Source organism: Rhodococcus sp. NPDC003383 (assembly GCF_053589115.1).
On sequence record NZ_JBSFRG010000037.1, the window covers coordinates 1 to 20,566 of the forward strand.

General features: G+C 66.3%; 22 protein-coding genes and 1 pseudogene. 17 read left to right on the top strand and 6 right to left on the bottom strand.

Annotation, left to right across the window (positions count from 1 at the left end; genetic code table 11):
* Positions 1-17: 17 nt before the first annotated feature.
* Together ACWDTS_RS24505 and ACWDTS_RS24510 are read right to left on the bottom strand one after the other, a co-directional pair.
* Positions 18-890, bottom strand: coding sequence for a hypothetical protein (locus ACWDTS_RS24505; RefSeq protein ID WP_450119194.1), 873 nt, complete (start codon positions 888-890; stop codon positions 18-20).
* A 197-nt stretch (positions 891-1,087) separates the two neighbouring features.
* On the bottom strand, positions 1,088-2,272 hold the full coding sequence (locus tag ACWDTS_RS24510; RefSeq protein WP_248675038.1) for a cytochrome P450: 1,185 nt from the start codon (positions 2,270-2,272) through the stop codon (positions 1,088-1,090).
* A gap of 135 nt (positions 2,273-2,407) precedes the next feature.
* Between ACWDTS_RS24510 and ACWDTS_RS24515 the strand changes: the two are divergent.
* The 6 genes and pseudogenes from ACWDTS_RS24515 to ACWDTS_RS24540 all read left to right on the top strand — a co-directional run.
* Positions 2,408-2,602: pseudogene (locus ACWDTS_RS24515) on the top strand (TetR/AcrR family transcriptional regulator); the annotation flags it as partial.
* A 171-nt stretch (positions 2,603-2,773) separates the two neighbouring features.
* Positions 2,774-2,971 carry a hypothetical protein gene (locus tag ACWDTS_RS24520; protein WP_450119214.1) on the top strand — a complete coding sequence of 66 codons (198 nt, stop codon included), beginning with the start codon at positions 2,774-2,776 and terminating at the stop codon, positions 2,969-2,971.
* A gap of 298 nt (positions 2,972-3,269) precedes the next feature.
* Positions 3,270-3,881 (top strand): acetate uptake transporter, encoded by a 612-nt coding sequence (locus ACWDTS_RS24525; protein ID WP_197250063.1) that lies wholly within the window; start codon positions 3,270-3,272, stop codon positions 3,879-3,881.
* A 204-nt stretch (positions 3,882-4,085) separates the two neighbouring features.
* A complete protein-coding gene (locus tag ACWDTS_RS24530; protein ID WP_248675036.1) occupies positions 4,086-5,171 on the top strand; it encodes a 3-deoxy-7-phosphoheptulonate synthase in 1,086 nt (361 codons plus the stop codon).
* Positions 5,172-5,247: 76 nt separating this feature from the next.
* On the top strand, positions 5,248-6,042 hold the full coding sequence (locus tag ACWDTS_RS24535) for a MerR family transcriptional regulator (protein WP_450119195.1): 795 nt from the start codon (positions 5,248-5,250) through the stop codon (positions 6,040-6,042).
* Positions 6,039-6,884 carry a hypothetical protein gene (locus tag ACWDTS_RS24540; protein WP_450119196.1) on the top strand — a complete coding sequence of 282 codons (846 nt, stop codon included), beginning with the start codon at positions 6,039-6,041 and terminating at the stop codon, positions 6,882-6,884. The genes ACWDTS_RS24535 and ACWDTS_RS24540 overlap by 4 nt, the downstream gene beginning before the upstream one ends.
* A 70-nt stretch (positions 6,885-6,954) precedes the next feature.
* Here ACWDTS_RS24540 and ACWDTS_RS24545 read toward each other — a convergent pair whose 3' ends face one another.
* Positions 6,955-8,238, bottom strand: coding sequence for a competence/damage-inducible protein A (locus ACWDTS_RS24545; RefSeq protein WP_450119197.1), 1,284 nt, complete (start codon positions 8,236-8,238; stop codon positions 6,955-6,957).
* Between the two features lie 169 nt (positions 8,239-8,407).
* Here ACWDTS_RS24545 and ACWDTS_RS24550 point away from each other — a divergent pair, with 169 nt between their 5' ends.
* From ACWDTS_RS24550 to ACWDTS_RS24560, 3 genes are all read left to right on the top strand, one after another.
* Positions 8,408-8,806 carry a VOC family protein gene (locus ACWDTS_RS24550; RefSeq protein ID WP_450119198.1) on the top strand — a complete coding sequence of 133 codons (399 nt, stop codon included), beginning with the start codon at positions 8,408-8,410 and terminating at the stop codon, positions 8,804-8,806.
* A 177-nt stretch (positions 8,807-8,983) separates the two neighbouring features.
* On the top strand, positions 8,984-10,027 hold the full coding sequence (locus ACWDTS_RS24555; protein ID WP_450119199.1) for a zinc-binding dehydrogenase: 1,044 nt from the start codon (positions 8,984-8,986) through the stop codon (positions 10,025-10,027).
* A 30-nt stretch (positions 10,028-10,057) separates the two neighbouring features.
* On the top strand, positions 10,058-10,483 hold the full coding sequence (locus ACWDTS_RS24560; protein WP_450111100.1) for a VOC family protein: 426 nt from the start codon (positions 10,058-10,060) through the stop codon (positions 10,481-10,483).
* Positions 10,484-10,507: 24 nt separating this feature from the next.
* Here ACWDTS_RS24560 and ACWDTS_RS24565 read toward each other — a convergent pair whose 3' ends face one another.
* Together ACWDTS_RS24565 and ACWDTS_RS24570 are read right to left on the bottom strand one after the other, a co-directional pair.
* The gene (locus ACWDTS_RS24565) at positions 10,508-11,503 is read right to left on the bottom strand and encodes an AraC family transcriptional regulator (protein ID WP_197250056.1); all 996 of its coding nucleotides are present in this window, start codon (positions 11,501-11,503) and stop codon (positions 10,508-10,510) included.
* Between the two features lies 1 nt (position 11,504).
* Positions 11,505-12,698: a pyridoxal phosphate-dependent aminotransferase gene (locus ACWDTS_RS24570; RefSeq protein WP_248675030.1), complete on the bottom strand. Its 1,194-nt coding sequence runs from the start codon at positions 12,696-12,698 to the stop codon at positions 11,505-11,507.
* A gap of 119 nt (positions 12,699-12,817) precedes the next feature.
* Here ACWDTS_RS24570 and ACWDTS_RS24575 point away from each other — a divergent pair, with 119 nt between their 5' ends.
* Positions 12,818-13,408 (top strand): carboxymuconolactone decarboxylase family protein, encoded by a 591-nt coding sequence (locus ACWDTS_RS24575; RefSeq protein ID WP_450119200.1) that lies wholly within the window; start codon positions 12,818-12,820, stop codon positions 13,406-13,408.
* A gap of 282 nt (positions 13,409-13,690) precedes the next feature.
* On the opposite strand, the gene ACWDTS_RS24580 is transcribed toward ACWDTS_RS24575, so the two are convergent.
* A complete protein-coding gene (locus tag ACWDTS_RS24580; RefSeq protein ID WP_450119201.1) occupies positions 13,691-14,338 on the bottom strand; it encodes a flavin reductase family protein in 648 nt (215 codons plus the stop codon).
* Positions 14,339-14,571: 233 nt separating this feature from the next.
* On the opposite strand from ACWDTS_RS24580, the gene ACWDTS_RS24585 reads away from it, so the two are divergent.
* From ACWDTS_RS24585 to ACWDTS_RS24615, 7 genes are all read left to right on the top strand, one after another.
* The gene (locus tag ACWDTS_RS24585) at positions 14,572-15,117 is read left to right on the top strand and encodes an aromatic-ring-hydroxylating dioxygenase subunit beta (RefSeq protein WP_138999284.1); all 546 of its coding nucleotides are present in this window, start codon (positions 14,572-14,574) and stop codon (positions 15,115-15,117) included.
* 62 nt (positions 15,118-15,179) lie between these two features.
* Complete coding sequence (locus tag ACWDTS_RS24590; RefSeq protein WP_138999285.1) at positions 15,180-16,565, top strand: aromatic ring-hydroxylating oxygenase subunit alpha; 1,386 nt, start codon at positions 15,180-15,182, stop codon at positions 16,563-16,565.
* The gene (locus ACWDTS_RS24595) at positions 16,562-17,236 is read left to right on the top strand and encodes an isochorismatase family protein (RefSeq protein WP_240795002.1); all 675 of its coding nucleotides are present in this window, start codon (positions 16,562-16,564) and stop codon (positions 17,234-17,236) included. Before ACWDTS_RS24590 ends, ACWDTS_RS24595 begins: the two co-directional genes overlap by 4 nt.
* Positions 17,233-18,489: an NADH-ubiquinone oxidoreductase-F iron-sulfur binding region domain-containing protein gene (locus ACWDTS_RS24600; RefSeq protein WP_450119202.1), complete on the top strand. Its 1,257-nt coding sequence runs from the start codon at positions 17,233-17,235 to the stop codon at positions 18,487-18,489. Before ACWDTS_RS24595 ends, ACWDTS_RS24600 begins: the two co-directional genes overlap by 4 nt.
* A 2-nt stretch (positions 18,490-18,491) precedes the next feature.
* Positions 18,492-18,686 carry a ferredoxin gene (locus ACWDTS_RS24605; protein WP_138999288.1) on the top strand — a complete coding sequence of 65 codons (195 nt, stop codon included), beginning with the start codon at positions 18,492-18,494 and terminating at the stop codon, positions 18,684-18,686.
* 39 nt (positions 18,687-18,725) lie between these two features.
* A complete protein-coding gene (locus tag ACWDTS_RS24610; RefSeq protein WP_138999289.1) occupies positions 18,726-19,499 on the top strand; it encodes an SDR family oxidoreductase in 774 nt (257 codons plus the stop codon).
* A 52-nt stretch (positions 19,500-19,551) separates the two neighbouring features.
* Complete coding sequence (locus tag ACWDTS_RS24615) at positions 19,552-20,565, top strand: M29 family metallopeptidase (RefSeq protein ID WP_138999290.1); 1,014 nt, start codon at positions 19,552-19,554, stop codon at positions 20,563-20,565.
* Position 20,566: the final 1 nt, after the last annotated feature.

A 20,566-nucleotide genomic window follows, 5' to 3' on the forward strand; every position in this document is an offset into this window, starting at 1 on the left:
GATGATTCGTCGCTACATCATTTGGCGGAACCAGCACGCCAGAGATCAACGGCTACGCGAGATCGTCGACAGGGCGAACGTAGCCTGATGCGGCAGTAGCTCTCGTTGTTGGTCTTGTCGCCGGTGTAGAACTCGCCCTGCTCATTGGTGCGCTTCCAGTCGATCGCGAAGCGCTGGCTGTTGTTCAGCTTGCCGTTGACCGACATCAGCGAACTGCGGTGCGGGAAACCCGGTTCGCAGCATCCGTTGAGTGCGATCCAGTTGTCGCCACGGACCGGGGGAGCGAGGACCGGCACGGTCTGTGTGGAGACGGCGATCGGAGTCGTCAGGTAGTCGATCGGTCCCGGCATCCCGAATGCCGGTGAGGCAGCGCCGGTTCCGTAGAGGTGGTGCAACAGGGCCTTCGGAGCCTGGTCGAGCGAGTCCAGGGTGAAGTCGATGAACAGGACCCGGCTTTCCTGCGGCGGGATCGCGTTGCTGTCCACGTAGCCTGCGGGCAGGTCGCGCAGTCGATTGCAGTCGCCGAAGACACAGGCCGGATCGACCAGCGCGGAACCGGAGAAACTGGCGATCACCTTCGTCGGATCCTCGCCGTCGACCACGTCGATCCTGTCCAGGCTCGCCGGCACCTTGGTGGCGTTGGTGAGCTGCAGGTCGTAGACCACGTGGTACTTGCCGTCCGTTCCGCGGAACGGCAGCGGCGGATTCCCGATCGTGTCGAGGGTGAGCGCGGTGAATGCATCCGGCACGGTCACGCCGGCGACGGAACCGGCCGGTGGCGGCGCGGTGGTCGTCGAACCGGCGTCCGAATCCGACGAACATCCGGCCCCGACGAGTGCGACGGAGGCTGCGAGCGAGACGAGAAGCATGGGGACGCGGCGGATGGTCACGCTGGAACTCCGTTTCTTCGGTTTCGCAAGAAAGTACCAGGACATAACTGGCTTTTCGGACCTTCGGCCGTGGTGCCGCTCCAGCGGTCGAGAACTCGTCCCGGTGGACGCAGTGTTGTTCGGGCGATCAACCGGACGGCCACGCGTTCTCGGCGGGTTCGCTTTCAGGAAGAAGTTTCCGCTTTCAGGAAGAAGTTTCATTGCGTCACCCCGAGCGTCAGGGTTCGAAGACGTCGGACCAGCAGGCTGTGTTCCCATTCGGGTTCCTGGTCGTCGATGTTGAAGTCAGTGGTGGCGCCGAGGAGGTGTTCGAGCGCCATGTTGCCCTCGAGCCGAGCCAAGGCGGCTCCGACGCAATGGTGAATCCCCTTCCCGAAGGCCATGTGAGGGCGGTGAGTTGTCGAGCCGAGGTCGATGGCATTCGGGACGTCGAGGGTCGCATCGTCGCGATTCGCCGCCGCCCACGACAGATATAGGTGTGAACCTGCGGGCAGCGCGACCCCACCCAGGGTAGTGTCGGCAACGACGTACCGGTAGTGGCCACGGAAGGGTGACTCGAGTCGCAGTGCTTCTTCGACGAACCTCGGAAGGAGAGCGATATCGGCGCGCACCTCACGTTGGATGTCGGGGTGGGTTCCGAGAAGCCAGGCAGCGTTACCGATCAGGCTCACGGTGGATTCGATGCCCGCGGTGACGAGTTGGATGAGGATCATCACCGCTGTGTCGTGGTCGAGGTCCCCGGCGCTGACCGTGCGGGCGAGGTCTCCCATCACGTTGTGGCCGGGCTCTTCCATGGCTGCGCCGAATGCCTCCGAGAGATACACGCCGAGTTCGCCGACGGCCTGTGTCGCTGCTTCGAGCTGGTCGGCGGTGACCACGCCGTCGAGAAGAACGGTACTGGCAAGGGACCACCGCACGAGGTCGTCGGTGTCGTAGGCGGGAAAGCCCAGCAGTGCGGCGACCACCCTGATCGGTAGACGCTGTGCGACCGCGCGAACCCAATCGATACGTCCTTGCTGGAGGCCCGCGGTCCACAGCGCGCTCAGCGTCTCGGAGATGAACGGCTCCAGGCGGCTGATCCGCCGGGCGGTCAGAGACGGCATCACCAGCGCCCGGTGAACGCGGTGCGTAGGTTCGTCGGCGGTGGCCAGCACGTGCAGCGGCGACCCGAGTTCGGCGATCGGAAACGCGGTGACGGTGCCATCGGGGTGCCACACCATCGTCGCGGTGAGGTTCGACGAGAACTCATCGTGTCGACTCACGGCTTCGGCGATCAGGTCCCAGGATGTGACCAGAAAGAACGGTGAGTCACCGAGTCGGTGGACCGGGTCTCGACGTCGGAGTTGCGCGAGGTAGCCGTACGGATCGTCGAGATCATGCATACGTCGAGGCTGCGTACCGGAGACGTCTGCTGACAACCCCTCGGCACCAAGTCGATACGTCTGGATTCACCCTTCGCGGTACGTGTCTCAACACGGGCCTGTGACCTGCGCCGATCCGCCGAGAACGATCTGCTGATGTCTCATACTGAGACTGTGGGTTATGACTGGTTGATCGACGGGAAGCGCTCCGACGTCGCCCGAGACCGCCTGATCGCTTGCGCTGCAGAACTGATCGCCAGGCGTGGAGTGACCGAGTTCGACATCAACGACCTCGTTCGGCACGCACACTGTTCGCGAGCGACCGTCTACCGGCACGTCGGCGGTCGCACGGCCGTCATCGAGTCCGTCCTGATGACCGCATCGGCTCACATCGTCACCGCCGTCCGCACCGCGACCGCAGGCCTCGACGGTCGCGACCGAGCAAGCGTCGCGATCTCGGTGGCGCTACGAGAACTCCGACAGGACCGAGTGATTCGACAGTTCCTACGCTCGGGCGACCTGATGGCGATGGCACCCACCGCCATCACCTCGGGTACGGTCGCCACGCTTGCGGCCGATCTCATCGGGATCGATCCATCCGACACCACCTCGACGGAATTCGCCGTCAGATCGTTCATGACACTGCTCCTCTGGCCGGCTGATCCGGTCGAGGAGAATCGCCTCATCGACTCGATAGTGGCCGGGATCGACCGTCACTGAAATTGCCACCGGCGACCGCCACACCCGGATCTGTTTACGGCATCTGCGGATATCGTCCAACTCTGTTGCGCTACAACCGGTCACTCGCTTCGATTGCCCGCCGGCAGCGGATGCTCCGGCATTTCGGATATATGCAGCCGACTCGATCGGTTGCACCCGGGGAGGTTGCCGACAGGAAGTGGCATCCGATTGCCCCGCGCACACCGATGGCCGAGGCGCACACTTGTAGATATTCGAATCATCCGATGTGAGGCCCCGGGAGCCTGTGCCGGGTCCTTTCTCCGAAAGGAGCCGGCGGATGCCGTACACCGAAGACGACCCCAACGAAATCGCCGTCCCCATTCACAGAGGCGCTCACATCGCCGACCCCGGGCCTTTGGGTCTGGCAGCATTTGCACTCACCACGTTCATCCTGTCCTGCGCCAACGCCGGATTCATCTCGTCGGATGCGGAAGCTGCCGTCTTCGGGGTGGCGTTGTTCTACGGCGGTCTCACCCAGCTCGCCGCCGGAATGTGGGAGTTCCTGAAGGGCAACGTCTTCGGGGCGACGGCCTTCAGCTCGTACGGCGCCTTCTGGTTGAGCTTCTGGTACCTGGTCACCTACGTCACCGAGGACATGGGCGACGAGAGGCACGTGGGGGTGGGAATCTTCCTGCTGGGCTGGACCATCTTCACCCTCTACATGTGGTTTGCCAGCACCCGGATCAGCATTGGCCTCTTCGTCACCTTCTCGGTGCTCCTCGTCGCTTTCGTATTCCTGACACTCGGAGCGCTACTGGAGGTGACCGGCCTGACGAGGGTCGGTGGCTACTTCGGACTCGCCGCTGCCGTCGGCGCGTGGTACTGCTCCGCTGCCGGGGTACTCAGCACGACATTCGGGCGCGTAGTCCTGCCCACGGGCCCACGTTGACAGGGGTCCGATCCGACAGGTGCGGACGCGTCTGTTACCCTCGTCGTCATGCAGCGCGCATATTTTTGGTTTAGCAGGCCGGCCCGGGGTGGGTCGGTCGGCGTAACCGAGCGCTGACTTCACCACCTACGAGCCGGACAACGGACCGGCTCGCTGGAATCTCATCTTCTCGTGGGTCGGCCTGAGAACAGGAAACCGAACCCCATGAGCACCCAGATCGACCGCATCTCGACCTCGAATCTCGACGAGCAGCGCACCGTGCGGATCAGCCCCCTCGTGGCGCCGTCCGTCGTGCGCACCGAGCACGCCCCCGACGAGGTCGCCGCCGCGACCGTGCGGTCGGGTCGCGCCGACACCGTCGGCATCCTCGACGGCACCGACGACCGCCTGCTCGTCGTCGTCGGACCGTGCTCCGTGCACGATCCGGCCGCCGCGATGGACTACGCCCGCCGTCTCGCCGCGAAGGCCGACGAACTGCGCGACGACCTGCACATCGTCATGCGCGTCTACTTCGAGAAGCCGCGCACCACGCTGGGCTGGAAGGGCCTGCTCAACGACCCGCACCTCGACGGCACGTACGACATCAACACCGGTCTGCGGATCGGCCGCAAGCTGCTGCTGGATGTGTCGAGCCTGGGTCTGCCCGTCGGCTGCGAGTTCCTCGACCCGATCCTCCCGCAGTACTACGCGGACCTGGTCACCTACGGCGCGATCGGTGCCCGCACCGCCGCCAGCCAGGTGCACCGCCAGCTGTGCTCGGCGCTGTCCATGCCCGTCGGCATCAAGAACTCCACCGAGGGCGACGTCCAGGTCGCGGTCGACGGCACGCGCGCCGCTGCCGCCAGCCACGTATTCCCCGGCACCGACCTCGACGGCCAGGCCGCGCTGATCCAGACCGTCGGCAACCCCGACTGCCACGTCATCCTGCGCGGCGGGAGCAGCGGACCGAACTACGACGTCGAGACGGTCGCCGACACCCTCGCCCGGCTGCGCAAGGCGGGTCTGCCGGAGCGGGTCGTCGTCGACGCCAGCCACGGCAACAGCAGCAAGAACCACGAGAAGCAGGTCGACGTCGTCACCGACATCGCCGAGCGGATCGTCGCGGGGGAGAAGGGCATCGTCGGCCTCATGCTCGAGAGCTTCATCGAGGCGGGTCGTCAGGACCTGACCCTCGGCAAGGCCGACGAGCTCGAGTACGGCAAGTCCATCACCGACGCGTGCATCGACTGGGCGACCACCGCCGACCAGCTCGACCGTCTCGCCGCCGCCGTGCGCGCACGTCGCGCCTGACGGGCTCGCTCCACCCCACTCCCATGCCCACCGGGAGACTTGACCCTGACGCAACGTCAGGGTTGATGCTGGGGGCATGAGAATCAGCGAGCTCGCGCAGGCTGCCGAGACCACCGTCCGGACGGTTCGGCACTACCACCGGCTCGGGTTGCTGCCGGAACCGCCGAGGTCCTCCAACGGATACCGCGTGTATTCGTTGGGGGACCTGGTCCGGCTCATGCGGATCCGCTGGCTCGCCCGCTCCGGGGTGCCGCTCGGATCCGTCGCCACGGTCCTCGGTGCCGCCGACGACACCGACGACCTCGGAGCCGACCTCGAAGCGCTGCTCGCCGACATCGACGAACAGCTGCGCTCCCTGCAGGTCAAACGCGATTCGCTCGCGGCGATGCTGGACCTGCACCGGCGCGGCGAACCGCTCTCGCCGCTGGCCGCGCCGCTCGCGCAGGCGTTCACCGAACTCGTCGACGGCGAGACCGATCCGCGCGTGCGCGAGTTGTTCGTCCGGGAACGCGACAGCTGGGAGATCCTCGCGCTGTCCGGACAGACCCCGCAACCGTTCGTCGACGCCGCAACCGCAGCACTGACCGACCCGGAACGCCGGCACGAATTGGTCGCCCTGTATCGCCGGTTCGGCGCGCTCGCCGGCCGCGACCCCGCCGATGTGACCGAGCACATCGAAGAGACCGCCGACGCCCTGGCCGCCTTCTTCGACGACCTCGACGACCCGGACGGGATGTTCGCGCAATGGGCGACGACCGCGGCCGACGTCGCCGACAGTCCCCACATGGCCGAGGTCCTGCCCGATCCCGCGCAACGCGCCGTCGCGGTCCGGGTCATCGAGACGATCGCAGCGCGGGCGGTGGAGTCGTGACCGCGCAGCGGATCCACCGCGGCGCACTGGTGGTGGCGATCCTGACGGCGCTGACGAACGCGGTGCTCGCCGCCGTCGGCATCCTCGCCCCCGGAACCGCGTTCGTGTTGTGGCTCGCGGTCGAACTCCCGTTGTTCGCCCTCGTCGTCACCGTCACCGTCGTGCGGATCCGGGCGCTGCGTCGATCCGGTGCCTCCTGGAACGCCGTGCTCGACGAGCTCGCCGGCCCCGCTGCCGGCCTGATCCGCGCGGAACTGCGCGCCTACCGATCGCTGTGGCTGTTCGCCCGGCGACGCCGCGACGGCCTGCGCGACGGGATGGTCGCGATCGGCTACACCAGGGGCACGATGGGCATGCCCATCGCTTTCCTGATCGCGTGTGTGGTCGAAACCGTCGCCATCCACCTGCTCGTGCCTTGGCCGTGGCTGCGCACCACCCTGCTGGTCGTCTCGGTGTACGGCTTCGTGCCGCTGTTAGGTATCCTCGCCTCCCGCGTGGTGCATCCGCACCTGCTCGACGACGCCCGGTTCGTCGTCCGGTCCGGGCATCAGGTGGTCGCGACCCTTCCTGTCGGCACCGTCGAGAAAGCGTTGATACACAGGAGATTCCAGCACACCTCGCCGATCGTGGAGGACGACGTGCTGTATCTGCCCGGGCCGGACGGCACCAACGTCGACGTGCTGCTGCGCGAACCGATCGAGGTGAAATTGCCCTATCTGCTCGAACGCCGGCGCACCACCACTCAGGTCGGGCGCGTGGCGTTGCAGGTCGACGACCCCGAAGACCTCCGCGCTGCATTCGCCGCACTGCGGAGCGAAACCGGGATCACCTCGACGGGCTGAAGCCGACGAGTCGCGGTCCCGACGTCGAGGAAGTTGGCGAGAGCGGTGGGGAGGTGGCTCGGGTGCAGACTCAATATCGTTTCAGTTGTGCGACAACGAGATGCAGTGCGGCCGTGGTGGTGAGGGTTCGGACCCGCTCGCGGTCCCCGGGGAAACGGCGGGTGACGGTGTACGTCGGTCGTCCGTCGATCGCGACGCCGAAGCAGACGGTGCCCACCGGTTTGGTGTCGGTGCCGCCGTCGGGGCCGGCGATCCCGGTGGTGGAGACCGCGACGTCGGCTTCGAGACGGCGTCGGGCGCCCTCGGCCATCGCTGCGGCGACCTGTTCGCTGACCGCGCCGTGCGCGGCGATCATCTCGGCCGGTACGTCGATCAGCTCGGACTTGGCGTCGTTGGAGTACGAGACGACGCCGCCCATGACATAGCCCGACGACCCGGGTCGGGCGGTGAGACGTGCAGCGACGAGTCCGCCGGTGCACGACTCCGCGGTCGCGATCGACCGGCCGTCGAGGACGTCGATCAGCTGGTCGTCGATGGTGGAGCCGTCGGTGGAGAAGATCTGGCGCCCATGGTATTCGGTGAGAACACCGAGAAGACGGCGGTAGACGTCCGCGTCGCCGGAGGCGAATCGGGTCACCATGTCGAGTTCGCCGCCTCGAAGACATGTGGTGATCTCGAGCCGGTCGAAGTCGGCGATCTCTGCTTCGGCCCGGCGCAGTGTCTCGGCGAGTTGTGCCTCGTGCAATCCGTAGGCGCGCACGGTTTCCTGCTGCAGGTCGTCGGCTCGGGACAGTACCTCGGCGACCGCAGGTGAGGTGACCGCGCTCGGCCACATCGCCTGCAACTCTCCGGGCGGCCCGGGCAGGATCACGAACGTCGGGATCGGCCGGTCACCGCCCACTGCTGGGATTACCACGCCCGGCGCTGTGCCGGTCGGCGGCAAGGCGGTGGCACCGGCGGGAACCTGCGCCTGCTTGCGGATCCCGATACGCGTCGGCCCTGCGTCCAGGTCCGGGGTGTTCGGACGGAAGCGGCCGATGACACCCGCGATGTGTTCTTCGAGTTCGGGGTCGAGCAGCAGCTCACGGTTACAGAAATCGGCGACGGTCGCGACGGTGAGGTCGTCGGCGGTCGGGCCGAGCCCTCCGCTGGTGACGATGAGGTCGACGCCCTGATCGGCGAGGAAGCGCAGTTGTGCGATCAGGTCGGCGGGCCGGTCGCCGCAGATCGTGATGTGGGCGACGTCGACGCCGAGTGTCAGGAGCTGCTGGGACAACCACGGTCCGTTCTGGTCGGCGATCCTCCCGGTCAGTACCTCGGTCCCGGTCACGACTATTCCTGCACGCACGCTCACGGCGTCGAGCCTAGTCGGGAGGCGTCCCAGATCAGCCGTAGGCGTCGGCGACACTCCCGGGACACAACGCGATGCCGTTCGCCGCGGACCGATGAGTTTCGGGGGCGCGGGGAGTCCAGCCCTGTGACGGCGTCCGGTTTCGGATGCCGCGGACCGGAGGAGCCTTTCCATGCACTCGACGATCTTCGTGAACCTGCCTGTCGCCGACATCGATCGCTCGCGGCAGTTCTTCACAGACCTCGGTTACACCTTCGACGAGAAGTTCAGCGACGGCCGCGCGCTGGTGCTCGTACTGGGTGAGAACCGGTTCGCGATGTTGATGCTGCGCGACTGTTTCGACTCTCTCCATCCGGCGCGGACCGCGGACGCCTCCGAGGTGAAGGAATGTGTCATCTGCTTGGGTGCCGACAGCCGTGAGGATGTGGACGCGCTGGTGGATCGTGCTGTCGCCGCGGGCGGTGCTGCAGGGGACAGCGAGGATCACGGCTTCATGTACGGTCGCAGCTACGACGACCCGGACGGCCACTCCTGGCAGATCTTCTGGATGGACCCGTCCGCACGGGGCTGAGCGTCCCGGACCCTTTGCCGGTGCCGCAACACCTCCGGCGCCGAACTGCGCCTCCGCGCCGCCGGATTCGGCGCCTGCTCGGTCCACCCGGAACCGGAAAACACACATGGCGACCGCGCGGGCCGTCGCGGTAGTAGGGTCGCGAGCGACGAGGGTTGCCGACACGAACGAGGGACGATGGCCGACACCATGCGGGCAGCGAGATTCTATGCCGATTCGAAAACCAATGTCCTGGAAGATGTTCCGATTCCCTCGCCCGGGCCCGGGGAAGTACTGGTGAAGGTCGAGTTCTGCGGGATCTGCCATTCCGATCTGAGCCTGCTCGACGGCACCTTCCCGCCGCTGCTGCAGGTCGTCACGCAGGGGCACGAAGCATCCGGCACCATCGCCGCCCTGGGCGCCGGGGTCACCGGCTGGCAGGTCGGTGATCGGGTGATTCCGTCCGCCGGGCGCCCGTGCTTCCAGTGCCGCAGCTGCCGCCGCGGCGACCTGACCAACTGCGAGAACATCCAGCTGATGGCCTTCGCCTACGACGGCGCGTGGGCGGAGTACACGGTCGCGCAGGCCGGCGGCCTGACCCGCATCCCCGACAACGTCTCGTTCGAGCAGGCGGCGATTCTCGCCGATGCCGTCTCGACCCCCTACGGCGCCGTGGTGCGGACCGGGCAGGTCCGGGTCGGTGAGGCCGTGGGCGTGTGGGGCGTCGGCGGGGTCGGTACGCACATCGTGCAGCTGGCGCGGCTCGTCGGCGCCGTCCCGGTCATCGCCCTCGACATCGATCCCGTCGTCCTCGACCGGGCGCTCGAGCTCGGCGCCGACTACGCCTTCGACACCCGCGACCTCGACCTGCCCGCCAAGATCACCGAGGCGACGAACGGCAAGGGTCTCGACGTCGCGTTCGATTCCGCGGGTCTGAAGATCACATTCGATCAGGCGCTGGGGGCGGCGCGCCGCGGCGGGCGGGTGGTCGTCGTCGGATTGAGCGGTCAGGAGGCGTCGCTCGGCCCGACCGCGAACTTCGGGTTGTCGCAGAAGCAGGTGCTCGGCCACCTGGGCTACAAGAACGTCGACATCGAAGTCCTCGCCGAGCTCGTCTCCCGCGGCCGGCTCGATCTGTCCCGCTCGATCAGCGAGATCGTGCCGCTCGAGAACGTCGCGGAGGGAATCGAGAAGCTGCACAACCACGTCGGCAACCCGATCAGGATCCTCGTCCGTCCCTGATCTGTCGGAGGCCGGTCGTATCGTCGGCACATGGGATACGAATTTCAGGTGACGGTCGATTCGAACAGCCCGCATACGCAGGCGAAATGGTGGGCAGAAGCGCTGGGATGGCGGGTCGAGCCGAGCGACGAGAACTTCATCCGCGGTCTCATCGCCGCCGGACAGGCCCGGGAGGACGATACCGAGATCTTCGAAGGCAAACTGGTGTGGAAGATCGGTGCCGCGATCTCCGATCCGGAAACCCCGGCCCGGCCGCGCGTTTTGTTCCAGCTCGTGCCGGAAGGCAAGACGGTGAAGAACCGGCTGCACTTCGACATCCGCGCCGGCGACGACCGCGACGCGCTCGTCGACAAGCTCGTCGCGGCCGGTGCGACTGTCCTGTACCGAGGAAGCCAGGGCCCGTACGAGTGGGTCACCATGACCGATCCGGAAGGAAACGAATTCTGCGTGGCCTGACCGAGGTCGGGGCCCGCCCGCAGGTCAGCGGAAGCTGCGCGGTGTGGATCCGGTCCAGCGCTTGAACGCGCGCCGGAACGCGCTCGGTTCCGAGAAGCCGAGCCGTGCCGACAGGTCGTCCACCGATTCACCGCGGCGCAGGCCGGCGATGGCCGCGTCCCGCAGTACTTCCTCACGGAGGTGGCCGAGCGACGTGCCCTCCTGCCGCAGCAGGCGACGCAGGTGCGGGGCGCTCACCGACAGCATGTCGGCGATGTCCTCCGCGCTGGCGGTGCGTCCCTTGATGCCCGACTCGAAGATGCGGCGCACCTGCGCCGACGCCGTCGATTCGTAATCACGTTCCGACAGCATGAGATTCGGTGACTCGCGCAGATATTCTTCGAGGCCGCTCTCGGTCTGCACGAGCGGGGACCGCAGCGCGGCATTGTCGATTTCCAGGGCCGCGCGGTCGGCGCCGAACGTGACGGGGACACCGAAGATTGCGTCGTAACTGCGGGCGAGCACCGGATCCGGTTGCGGATAGGGCATTTCCACCGATTCCAGGCGCACCCGCCCGCCGACCAGCCACGCCGCGAAGCGGTGCAGCAGCATCAACAGGAAATCGACGGTGACCCGGGTCTTTTCGGTCACCACGTCGGGGAGTCCCACATCCAGGAAGGTCGTTTCCGGGCCCGGCGTCAGCGTCAGGGTCGGCAGCGTCCGCATGACCCGGTTGACCTCGATCATGCGGGTCAGGGCATGCGACAGGTCGGGACAGTGGATGAGGGTCAGGCACATCACCCGGAAGGATCCGCGCGGAACCGGTCCCGAGCCGAGTCCGAACAGTTCGTCGTCGGTGATCTGCCACGTCACCTGGGTGAACCGGCTGACCTGCTCGGGTGTGAGGCGCGCGTGCGGCTGCGCCAGCACCGCCCGGCTGATCCGCGCCGCATCCAGCGCCGGCGCCAGATCGACTCCTTCGGCGGCAGCGAGCTGGACCGCCCGGCTCACGAAATCGGACGGAATGGTGGGAGCCGACACGTCAGTGCGCCTCCCGCAGGGTCCGCAGCCGTCGCACACCTTCGGCGAGAATCTCGTCGCGTTTGCAGAACGCGAACCGCACCAGATGATTCCACCGTTCGGGATGATCGACGAACGCACTCACCGGCACCGCGGCGACACCGATCCGCCGGGGCAGGCTGCGACAGAACTCGACAGCGTCGGTGACGCCGATCGGGGTGACGTCCGCGCACACGAAATATGTTCCCGCCGAATCGAGTACACCGAATCCCGCGTCGGCCAATGCCGTGGACAGCAGATCGCGCCGGCGTTGCAGGTCGTCGCGCTGTGCGGCGACCCAGGCCTGCTCGTGCTTCAGCGCGTACGCGACCGCCGGCTGGAACGGTGCCCCGGCGACGAACGACATGAACTGCTTGGCGGCGCGCACGCCGTCGATCAGCTCGCGCGGCCCGAGCGCCCAGCCGATCTTCCAGCCGGTCACGTTGAACATCTTCGCCGCGCTCGACACGGTGACGGTGCGTTCGGCCATGCCGGGCAACGACGCGAGCGGGGTGTGCCGGCGACCGTCGAACACCAGATGCTCGTACACCTCGTCCGACAGCACCAGCAGATCTCGTTCGCACGCGAGTTCGGCGACCGCGGTCAGCGTCGCGTCGTCGTACACGGTGCCCGTCGGATTGTGCGGGGTGTTGACGACCAGCATGGTGGTGCGGTCGGTGACCGCGGCGCGCAGCGCGTCGACGTCGAGCACGAAACCGGATCCGGAGCGTTCCAGGGGGACCGCGCGCCGGGAGGCCCCGGCCAGCGCCACCGACGCGGCGTACGAGTCGTAGTACGGCTCGGTGAGCAGCACCTCGTCACCGGGTTCGACGAGCCCGAGGATCGCGGCGCTGATCGCCTCGGTCGCGCCGACGGTGACCAGCACCTCGCCGTCGGGGTCGTATTCGAGTCCGTACCGGGCGGCGCGGTCGTCGGTGATCGCGCGGCGCAACTCCGGCGTGCCCGGACCGGGCGGGTACTGGTTGACGCCGTCCGAGATCGCCTGACGGGCCACCTCGAGCATCGCCGCAGGACCGTCCGTGTCGGGGAAACCCTGCCCCAGGTTCACCGCGTCGTGCTGGATGGCCAGGGAGGTCATCTCGGCGAAGATCGTGGACGCGAACGGTCGGAGCCGGTTGACCGTGCGGACCGGTCGCGGTGACGTCATCTCAGCCATTTCGCCAGCGTAGCGGGGGTGCGGTGGGTTCGATCGGGCAGTAGTGTCACATTCGGGAAGGCTACCTCGTCCAAGAAGATGAACGGCCCATACGGGGCCGGTGACGAACGGAGACGATCATGGCTCGCATTCCCGTGGTGACCCCCGACCAGGCCGGCCCTGCGACCAAGGTCGCGTACAAGATGGCCGCGCGGATGTTCGGGGAGGTGCCCGAGCCGTTCACGGTGCTCGCCCACCACCCGGGCCTGATGCGCAGCAACGCCGTGCACGAAATGCTCGCGCAGCGGGCGTCGAAGGTGTTGCCGAAGAACGTGCGGGAGATCGCGGTGTACCGCACGGCCTGGAACGTCGGATGCTCGTGGTGCGTCGACTTCGGGACGATGCTGCAGCGCCTCGACGGACTCGACACCGAGCGGCTCGAGCACATCGCCGAGTACAAGACCTCGGATCTGTACAGCGACGACGAGCGCGCCGCGATCGAGTACGCGGACGCGATGACCGGCAACGTCCGCGACGACGTGACCGACGAACAGGTCGCCGACCTCGAACGCCGTTTCGGGCCGGCCGGGGTCGTGGAACTGACCTATCAGATCGCGCTGGAGAATATGCGGGCCCGCATGAACTCGGCGCTGGGCATCCACGACCAGGGTTTCAGCACCGACGCGTGCCGTGTTCCGTGGGCGGTTGCCGAGGACACCGGCACGGTCTAGTACCGCAGCCCGGATGCAGGTCGGTCGGCGGTGCCCGTGATGCCGTTGCTGCGGCAGTACGTCGAGCAGCAGGAGTCCCGCCTCAGGCCCGCCCCGACCCGTCTATCCTCTGTGTGCCTTCGCCGCCGCTGTGAACAACGGAGCGCCGGCGCACGTCCCGGTAACGCTCGGTGAACGAAGAGGACCGCACACAGCGGTTGAACTCTGCAGCGGAGGCGTGTCGGGATGACGCGCGCTTCGCCGAGTTCGCGTCGGTAGCTTCCGGGAGAGGCATCCGCGGGTTTATCCGGTCGCTCGAGGGCGGTCCCTGATCGTCGTCTGCGGGGCGAGACCCCATTCCGTCCGCCCGAGCCGCGAGGGCGGTGCAAGCCTCCCGAAATCAGGCAGGCCGTCGTCGGCCAGTACGTCGTTGCTCATCGAGATACCGACGACAAGGCCGAGGATGATGGTCCCGTTGCCCACCTCGAGAATCAGTTGCTTCTCGCATTCGAAGGCGATTGGTGCCTCGGCGACTTGGGGTGCTGCAACGACCTCGCTGTCGATCGGTGTCAAGCCGGCCGCTTCGAACTCGTCGACCGAGCTGTCGAACGGCGCAGACGTCGTGTTCATCTGGTCGATGAGGGTCTCGGTGCCGATATTGACGACGAACTGGCCGGTATCGACAATGTTGCGCCAGGTGTCCTTGTGGCCGATGGACGTGATCTGAAGAATGGGCGGCTCGCTCGACGCGACCGTGAAGAAGCTGTACGGCGCGAGGTTGTGGGTCCCCTCGACCGAACGAGTCGACACCCACGCGATCGGTCTGGGCACGATCGACGCCGTCAGCAGCCGGTAGGCCTGCGAAGGTCGGATCGCGCGGGGATCAATCCGCGTACGGGACGGGCTCGGTGCGTCGGCGGGCAACATGAGGGTGGCATTCCCTTCGAACATTCGACAGATAGTTACACGGAACCATATAGCTGGTCCGCTTGTTCTGGGGCGCTGGGTCTTTGGGATGCCCACTATCGCAGCGGCAGGCGTGTGCGCCGACCGGAGCGTAGGCGAACCGACCGTTTAGTGTCCTCTGCGTTACGAGTTTCGAAGGGGTCTTGCGCTAACGCCTCCGGTAGCTCACACTGAAGTGCATCCAAAAGTGTATGCACTTTGAAGGAGGTATCTCGCCGATGCAGCAAGTCACTGCTACTCCGCGACCACTGTCGACAGCCGATCCGCGCCATGTCGAAGTGGTCGACTTCATGCACTACGAGACCGAACTGCTCGACGACCTCGAGGAACGTTTATGGCTCACCCAGCTGGTCAGTGCGGACATCGAGTACCAGGTTCCCGTCCGAGAGACGGTCGAGCGCGCACGCGGTAAGGGATTCTCTACCAACACGTTCCATCTCAACGAAACGCTGGGTTCACTCGAATCGCGGGTCACCCGTGGAGAGACGAAGTACGCATGGGCGGAGGACCCGCCGTCGCGGGTGCGTCACTTCGTCACCAACATTCGGGTCCGTCCCCACGAGGACGGTGACGAGGACCTGCTCCGGGCCAAGAGCAACATCCTGATCTACCGGACCAGGCAGTCCCAGACCACCCCTCAAATGCTCTCCGGGGAACGCGACGACGTCCTCCGGCGCGAGAACGGCGCGCTCAAGCTGTTGCGCCGGGTCGTCTACCTGGACCTGAGTGTGATCGGCACGCACAACCTCTCGCTCTTCTTCTGACGACCTTCACGGTCGGCCCAACTTGTATCCTCACCTCGCATTCCACTACCAGGAGTCCACACATGAAGCCTGTGCCCAAACAGGATTCGCTCTCGCCCCGAGTCCAGGAGCTGATGGACCGCATCGACAGCGGCCTGCCGGAGGGCAGGATCCCATCCGCCATCATGGGCAACCCGGAGGTCTACCAGGCCGAGTTGCGCAAGATCTTCGGGCGAGCCTGGGTCTACCTGGCCCACGAATCCGAGATCGAGTCGAACGGCGACTATGTCGTCCGCAAGATCGGCGAAGACTCGTTCGTGGTCACCCGAGACGAACGCGGCAACATCAACGTCCTGTTCGACGCGTGCAGACACCGCGGCGTGCAGATCTGCCGCTCCGACTCCGGGAACTCCTCCCACTTCCGGTGTCCCTACCACGGGTGGACCTACTCCTCGGACGGTTCCCTCGTCGGCGCCCCGTTGTGGAAGAACGCCCTGAGCAACATGAGCAAGGAGAACAACGGCCTGGCACGCGCGGCCAAGGTGGAGGCCTTCCACGGCTTGATCTTCGCGACCCTGGATCCCACCGCCCCAACGCTGCGTGAGTACCTGGGCGGCATGGCCTGGTACCTGGATCTGATCTTCGGCCTCGATAAGGATGGCGTCGAGATCCTCGGCAAACCACAGCGTTTCATCGTCGACGCGAACTGGAAATCCGGGGCGGACAACTTCTCCGGCGACGACTACCATCTCGGCACCTTGCACAAGTCGGTATGGAGCATCGGTGCTTTCCCGGTTCCCTTCAGCGAGAACATGATGGGCTACCACATTCAGGCCTCACCCGGACATTCGTTGTCCTTCTCCATGGCCGAGTACGCCGACGAGCCCGGACCCAACTTCTTCGGCTTTCCGGAATCCCTGGCCGAGCACTTCGACAGCGTCAACATCTCATCCGAACAGCTCGAGGTGGCCCGCCGCTCACGCGTTTTCGTGGGCAACGTCTTCCCCAACTTCTCGATTCTGGCTTTGCCTATGACCGAGGATGGGGCCCAGCACCCGCCGACCGGCATTCTCACCATCCGAACCTGGCAGCCCAAGGGCCCTGGCCAGATCGAGATCTGGAACTGGTTCGTCGGCTACAAGAACATGACACCGGAGGAGAAGGAGCGGACCTACCGAGCCGGCCTGGGGACATTCTCGCTCGGTGGATCGTTCGAAATGGACGACACCGAGCCCTGGCTCAGCGTCACGAAGAACGGCGGCTCGGTAGCGGCCGAACTCCTCGACTTCGAACTGAACTACGAGATGGGCCTTCCCGGAATCGGCATGGCAACACCGGTGTCCGACTGGCCAGGACCGGGCCGGGTCTTCTGGACCCGCTATGAGGAAGGCGTCCAGCGCAACATGTACCAGTTCTATGCGGACATGATGCGCGCCGAGCCCGGTCAGTGGCCGGAGTTTCAGTTTTGAGCGCGCATTCGACCGCCGAAGCGGAACTGCGCGAGCGGTACCGACGCGGTGGCCTACTCGGCACGCTCACACCCGGAACCTCTCCCGCCGTGATCGTAGTGGACCTGCAATACGGCTTCACCGAACCGCAGTACGGGCCCGGATTCGATCTCGACGAGGTGGTGGCCGCGACGCTGACGCTGGTGGACACCGCGCGGGAGCACGGTGTACCGGTCTACTTCACCACCATCGCATTCCCCTCGGATGGTGGTATCGGGACCACCTGGCTGCAGAAGATGCCGGCGATGACGGTGCTGCGGGCCGGCGATCGCAGCGTCGAGATCGACGCTCGACTGGGCATGCAGGTCGGCGACGAACTCGTGGTGAAGCAGACCGCCTCAGCCTTCGCTCACACCGACCTCGCCGACCGTCTGGTCGCGGACGGGGTGGACACGGTGATCGTGGCCGGGGCGACCACTTCCGGCTGCGTCCGCGCTACCGTCGTCGACGCCTGTGCCGCGAACCTGCCGGCCTTCGTCGTCCGCGAGTGCGTCGGCGACCGCGAGCGTGGCCCGCACGACGCCGCTCTCCTGGACATCGACGCCAAGTACGGCGACGTCGTTTCCCTGCGGACGGCACTGCACATCGTCACAGAATCGTTCAGCGACAACAAGATCAAGGGGTTGTCATGACAGTCGCAGTCGAATCGGTCCTGTACCGCGCTTCCAGCGCCGGCGGGCCGTCCGGAGTCGTCGGTGACACCCCGCCCCGCCTGGTGCTTCCCGACACCGCCGCCGGTGCCTTCGGGCTGGAACAGGAACGGGCACTCGGATTCTTCGGCTCCCCGGTCGATCCGGCCGCCTTCCTCGCCGAACTCGAGCGCTCCGGCCTGCGGGGCCGCGGCGGTGCCGGTTACCCGGCGCACCGGAAGTTCGCAGCGGTGGCCGGTGCCCACGGCGAGACCGTGGTCGTCGCCAACGGACACGAGGGCGAACCGGCCTCGGCGAAGGACCGCTGGCTGCTGACCCACCGCCCGCACCTCGTGCTCGACGGCCTCCTCCTCGCCGCAGTGGTCACCGGAGCGTCCGAGGCGATCGTGTACGTCTCCGACGCAGACGCTCTCGCCTCGGTCGAAGGTGCCATCGCGGAACTTGCGGCCGCGGGGCTCGTACCGGACGGGCTGGCGTTGCGCACCCACCGCGCTGAGCACACCTACGTGGCCGGTGAAGAATCCGCGGTGTGCCGGTCGATCAACGGTTTCCCCGCCAAACCGACTTCGAAGCCGCCGCGGCCGTACGAATCGGGTGTTCGTGGCCTGCCGACGCTGATCAGTAACGTCGAGACACTGGCTCACGTGGCCTGGATCCGTCGACACGGCGCGGCGGCCTTCGCCGAGGTCGGATCCGGAACCTCCAGCGGAACAGCACTGTTCACGCTGACCGGAGCGGTGGAGCGCCCCGGAGTCTACGAGATGTCGCTCGGCAAGACGATCGACCATCTGATCGAGTCGGCCGGCGGGGCCACCGCCGGCATCGGTGGCCTGATGGTCGGCGGATGGTTCGGTGGCCTGCTCGCCGGTGACCGGTCCTCGCTCGTCTGCTGCTACGACGCCGTGCGCGAGGCCGGCAGCGGTCTGGGCTGCGCAGCGGTGACAGTCCTCGGCCGGAACGACGACCTCGTCGAGGTCGCGGGGGAGCTCAGTACCTGGTTCCAGTCCGAGTCGGCAATGCAGTGCGGTGTCTGCGTGAGCGGTACCAACGCGATAGCCCGCGCCTTCCGTCAGATGCAGCGCGGAGACACCTCGACGGTGCACCAGGAGAACTTGATTCGCTGGGGAGACACACTCACGGGTCGCGGCGCCTGCGGATTCATCGACGGTGCTGCAGCACTGGCCCGGACCGCCGGCGCTGAACTGGCCCGCCGTAGTGAACGTAAGGAGTCCTGACGATGCGTGTGACAGTCGATCCCACCAAGTGTGATGGATACGGCACCTGTTTCGCCATGTGCCCCTCGGTATTCCGATCCGATGACTGGGGATATGCGTCGACCGAGGGCGACGGCACCGTTCCGCTGGAAGACGAGGAAATGGCACGTCGTGTGATTGCACTGTGTGCCGAGCACGCGATCCGTGAGATCTCGTGATCGAAAGCAGCCCAAGTGGAACGAATTGAAGGAGTAGATGTGTACCTGGGACTCGAGAACGGCATCGCGCTGGTGACCGCGGCATCGCGCGGGATCGGCAGGGCGACAGCCGAACGTCTTGCGAGCGAAGGTATGACCGTGGTCGCTGCCTCTCGTTCGGCTGGAACGGACACCGAGGAACATGGCCAGGGTCGCATCGTTCCCTTGGTCCACGATCTCGGCGACGCAGACGCGACAGCCGCACTGGTGGGTCGTGTAGTCGAGCGGTTCGGGCGTCTCGATGTTGCGGTGCTGAACACCCCGGGTCCGCGAATCGGGCCTGCTCTCGATGTGGACTGGGTGGACTGGCAAGCAGCGCACGATCTGCTGTTGCGGCCGGTCGTGCAGCTGGGAACAGCTGCCGGCAAGGTGATGTGCGAGCAAGGAAGTGGCGCCATTGTTCTGCTCTCGTCCACCTGGGTGCGCCAGCCTGCCCTCGGTGGCGTCCTCTCCTCGTCGTACCGCTCGGCCGCGTCGGCCTTTGTCAAGACGCTGGCACTCGAGCTCGGTGGCACCGGGGTTCGCGTCAACCAGGTGATGCCCGGGGCCACCGGTACCGACCGGATGCAGGGCATCCTCGAAATGAAGTCGGCGAACAACGGTACGTCGGCCGACGACGAAATCGCCAAGGTGGTCCAGGACATCCCGGCCGGTAGATGGGGTGAAGCGGGCGAGATCGCTGATGCGGTCGCTTTCCTCGTGTCACAGCGAGCTTCGTTCATTACCGGAGCGTCATTGCCGGTCGACGGCGGTGCCATTCGCGCGGGCCACTGACCTCTCACCTCAAATCAACGATATACGCAGTATTTTCACGAAGGAGAAGTTCATGCCGAAGACTCTGACCGAAAACTTCGTCGAGCAATTGAAGCTCTGCAAGGTCACCTCCGACGAGACAGTAGGCATCATCGCCGAGCTGGGCCAGAAGGATGAGTACGTCACCGCAGCGGTTGCTGCAGCGCGCCAGCTCGGCGCGGGCGCCCTGGTCCTGCACGCGTCGAGCCTGTCCAACCCGATGTTGCCGCCGTACACCGCCGACGGCCGCGAGGTCGCGCCGCTCCTTGCCGCAGCCGGCGAGTGCGACATTGTCATCGACGTCACCGTGGGCGGACTCATCCACTCGGACGTCCGTACCCGGATCACCGGCAACGGCAAGCGGATGCTGTTCGTGGCCGAGCCGACCGACGTCCTCGAGCGGTTGATCGGAGACTCGGACCTGCGCGGGCGCGTCGAAACCGGGGGCAACGCACTGCGTTCCGGCTCCACCCTGCACGTGACCAGTGCTGCCGGAACGGATCTCACCGCCGACATCTCCGGCGAGGACCTGCCGATCACCCACCAGTGGGGATACGTCGACGAGCCGGGCCGCTGGGACCACTGGCCGTCCGGCTTCGTGGCCTGCTTCCCGAACGATCGCACCGCCGAGGGGCGGATCGTGCTTCAGCCCGGTGATGCCCTCATCCCGTGGCAACGCTACGTCCAGGACACCGTGACAATCGAGGTGGAAAAGGGCTTCATCACCGAGGTTTCCGGCAACGGCACCGACGCGCACGTGCTCAACGACTACTTCGAGGCGTGGGACGACAGCGAAGTCTGGGCCCTCAGCCACATGGGCTGGGGCCTGCTGGATCGGGCCCGCTGGTCGGCGTTCGACGTATACGACCCGCGCACGCTCTACGGTCAGGAACTGCGTTCGACCGCAGGAAACTTCATGTGGTCCACCGGATCGAACCGCTTCGCGGACCGCGAGACCCCTGCCCACCTCGACGTGCCGATGCGCGGATGCACCGTCGAGATCGACGGCGTCGCCGTCGTGCGCAACGGCGCGCTCGTACAGGAGTGAG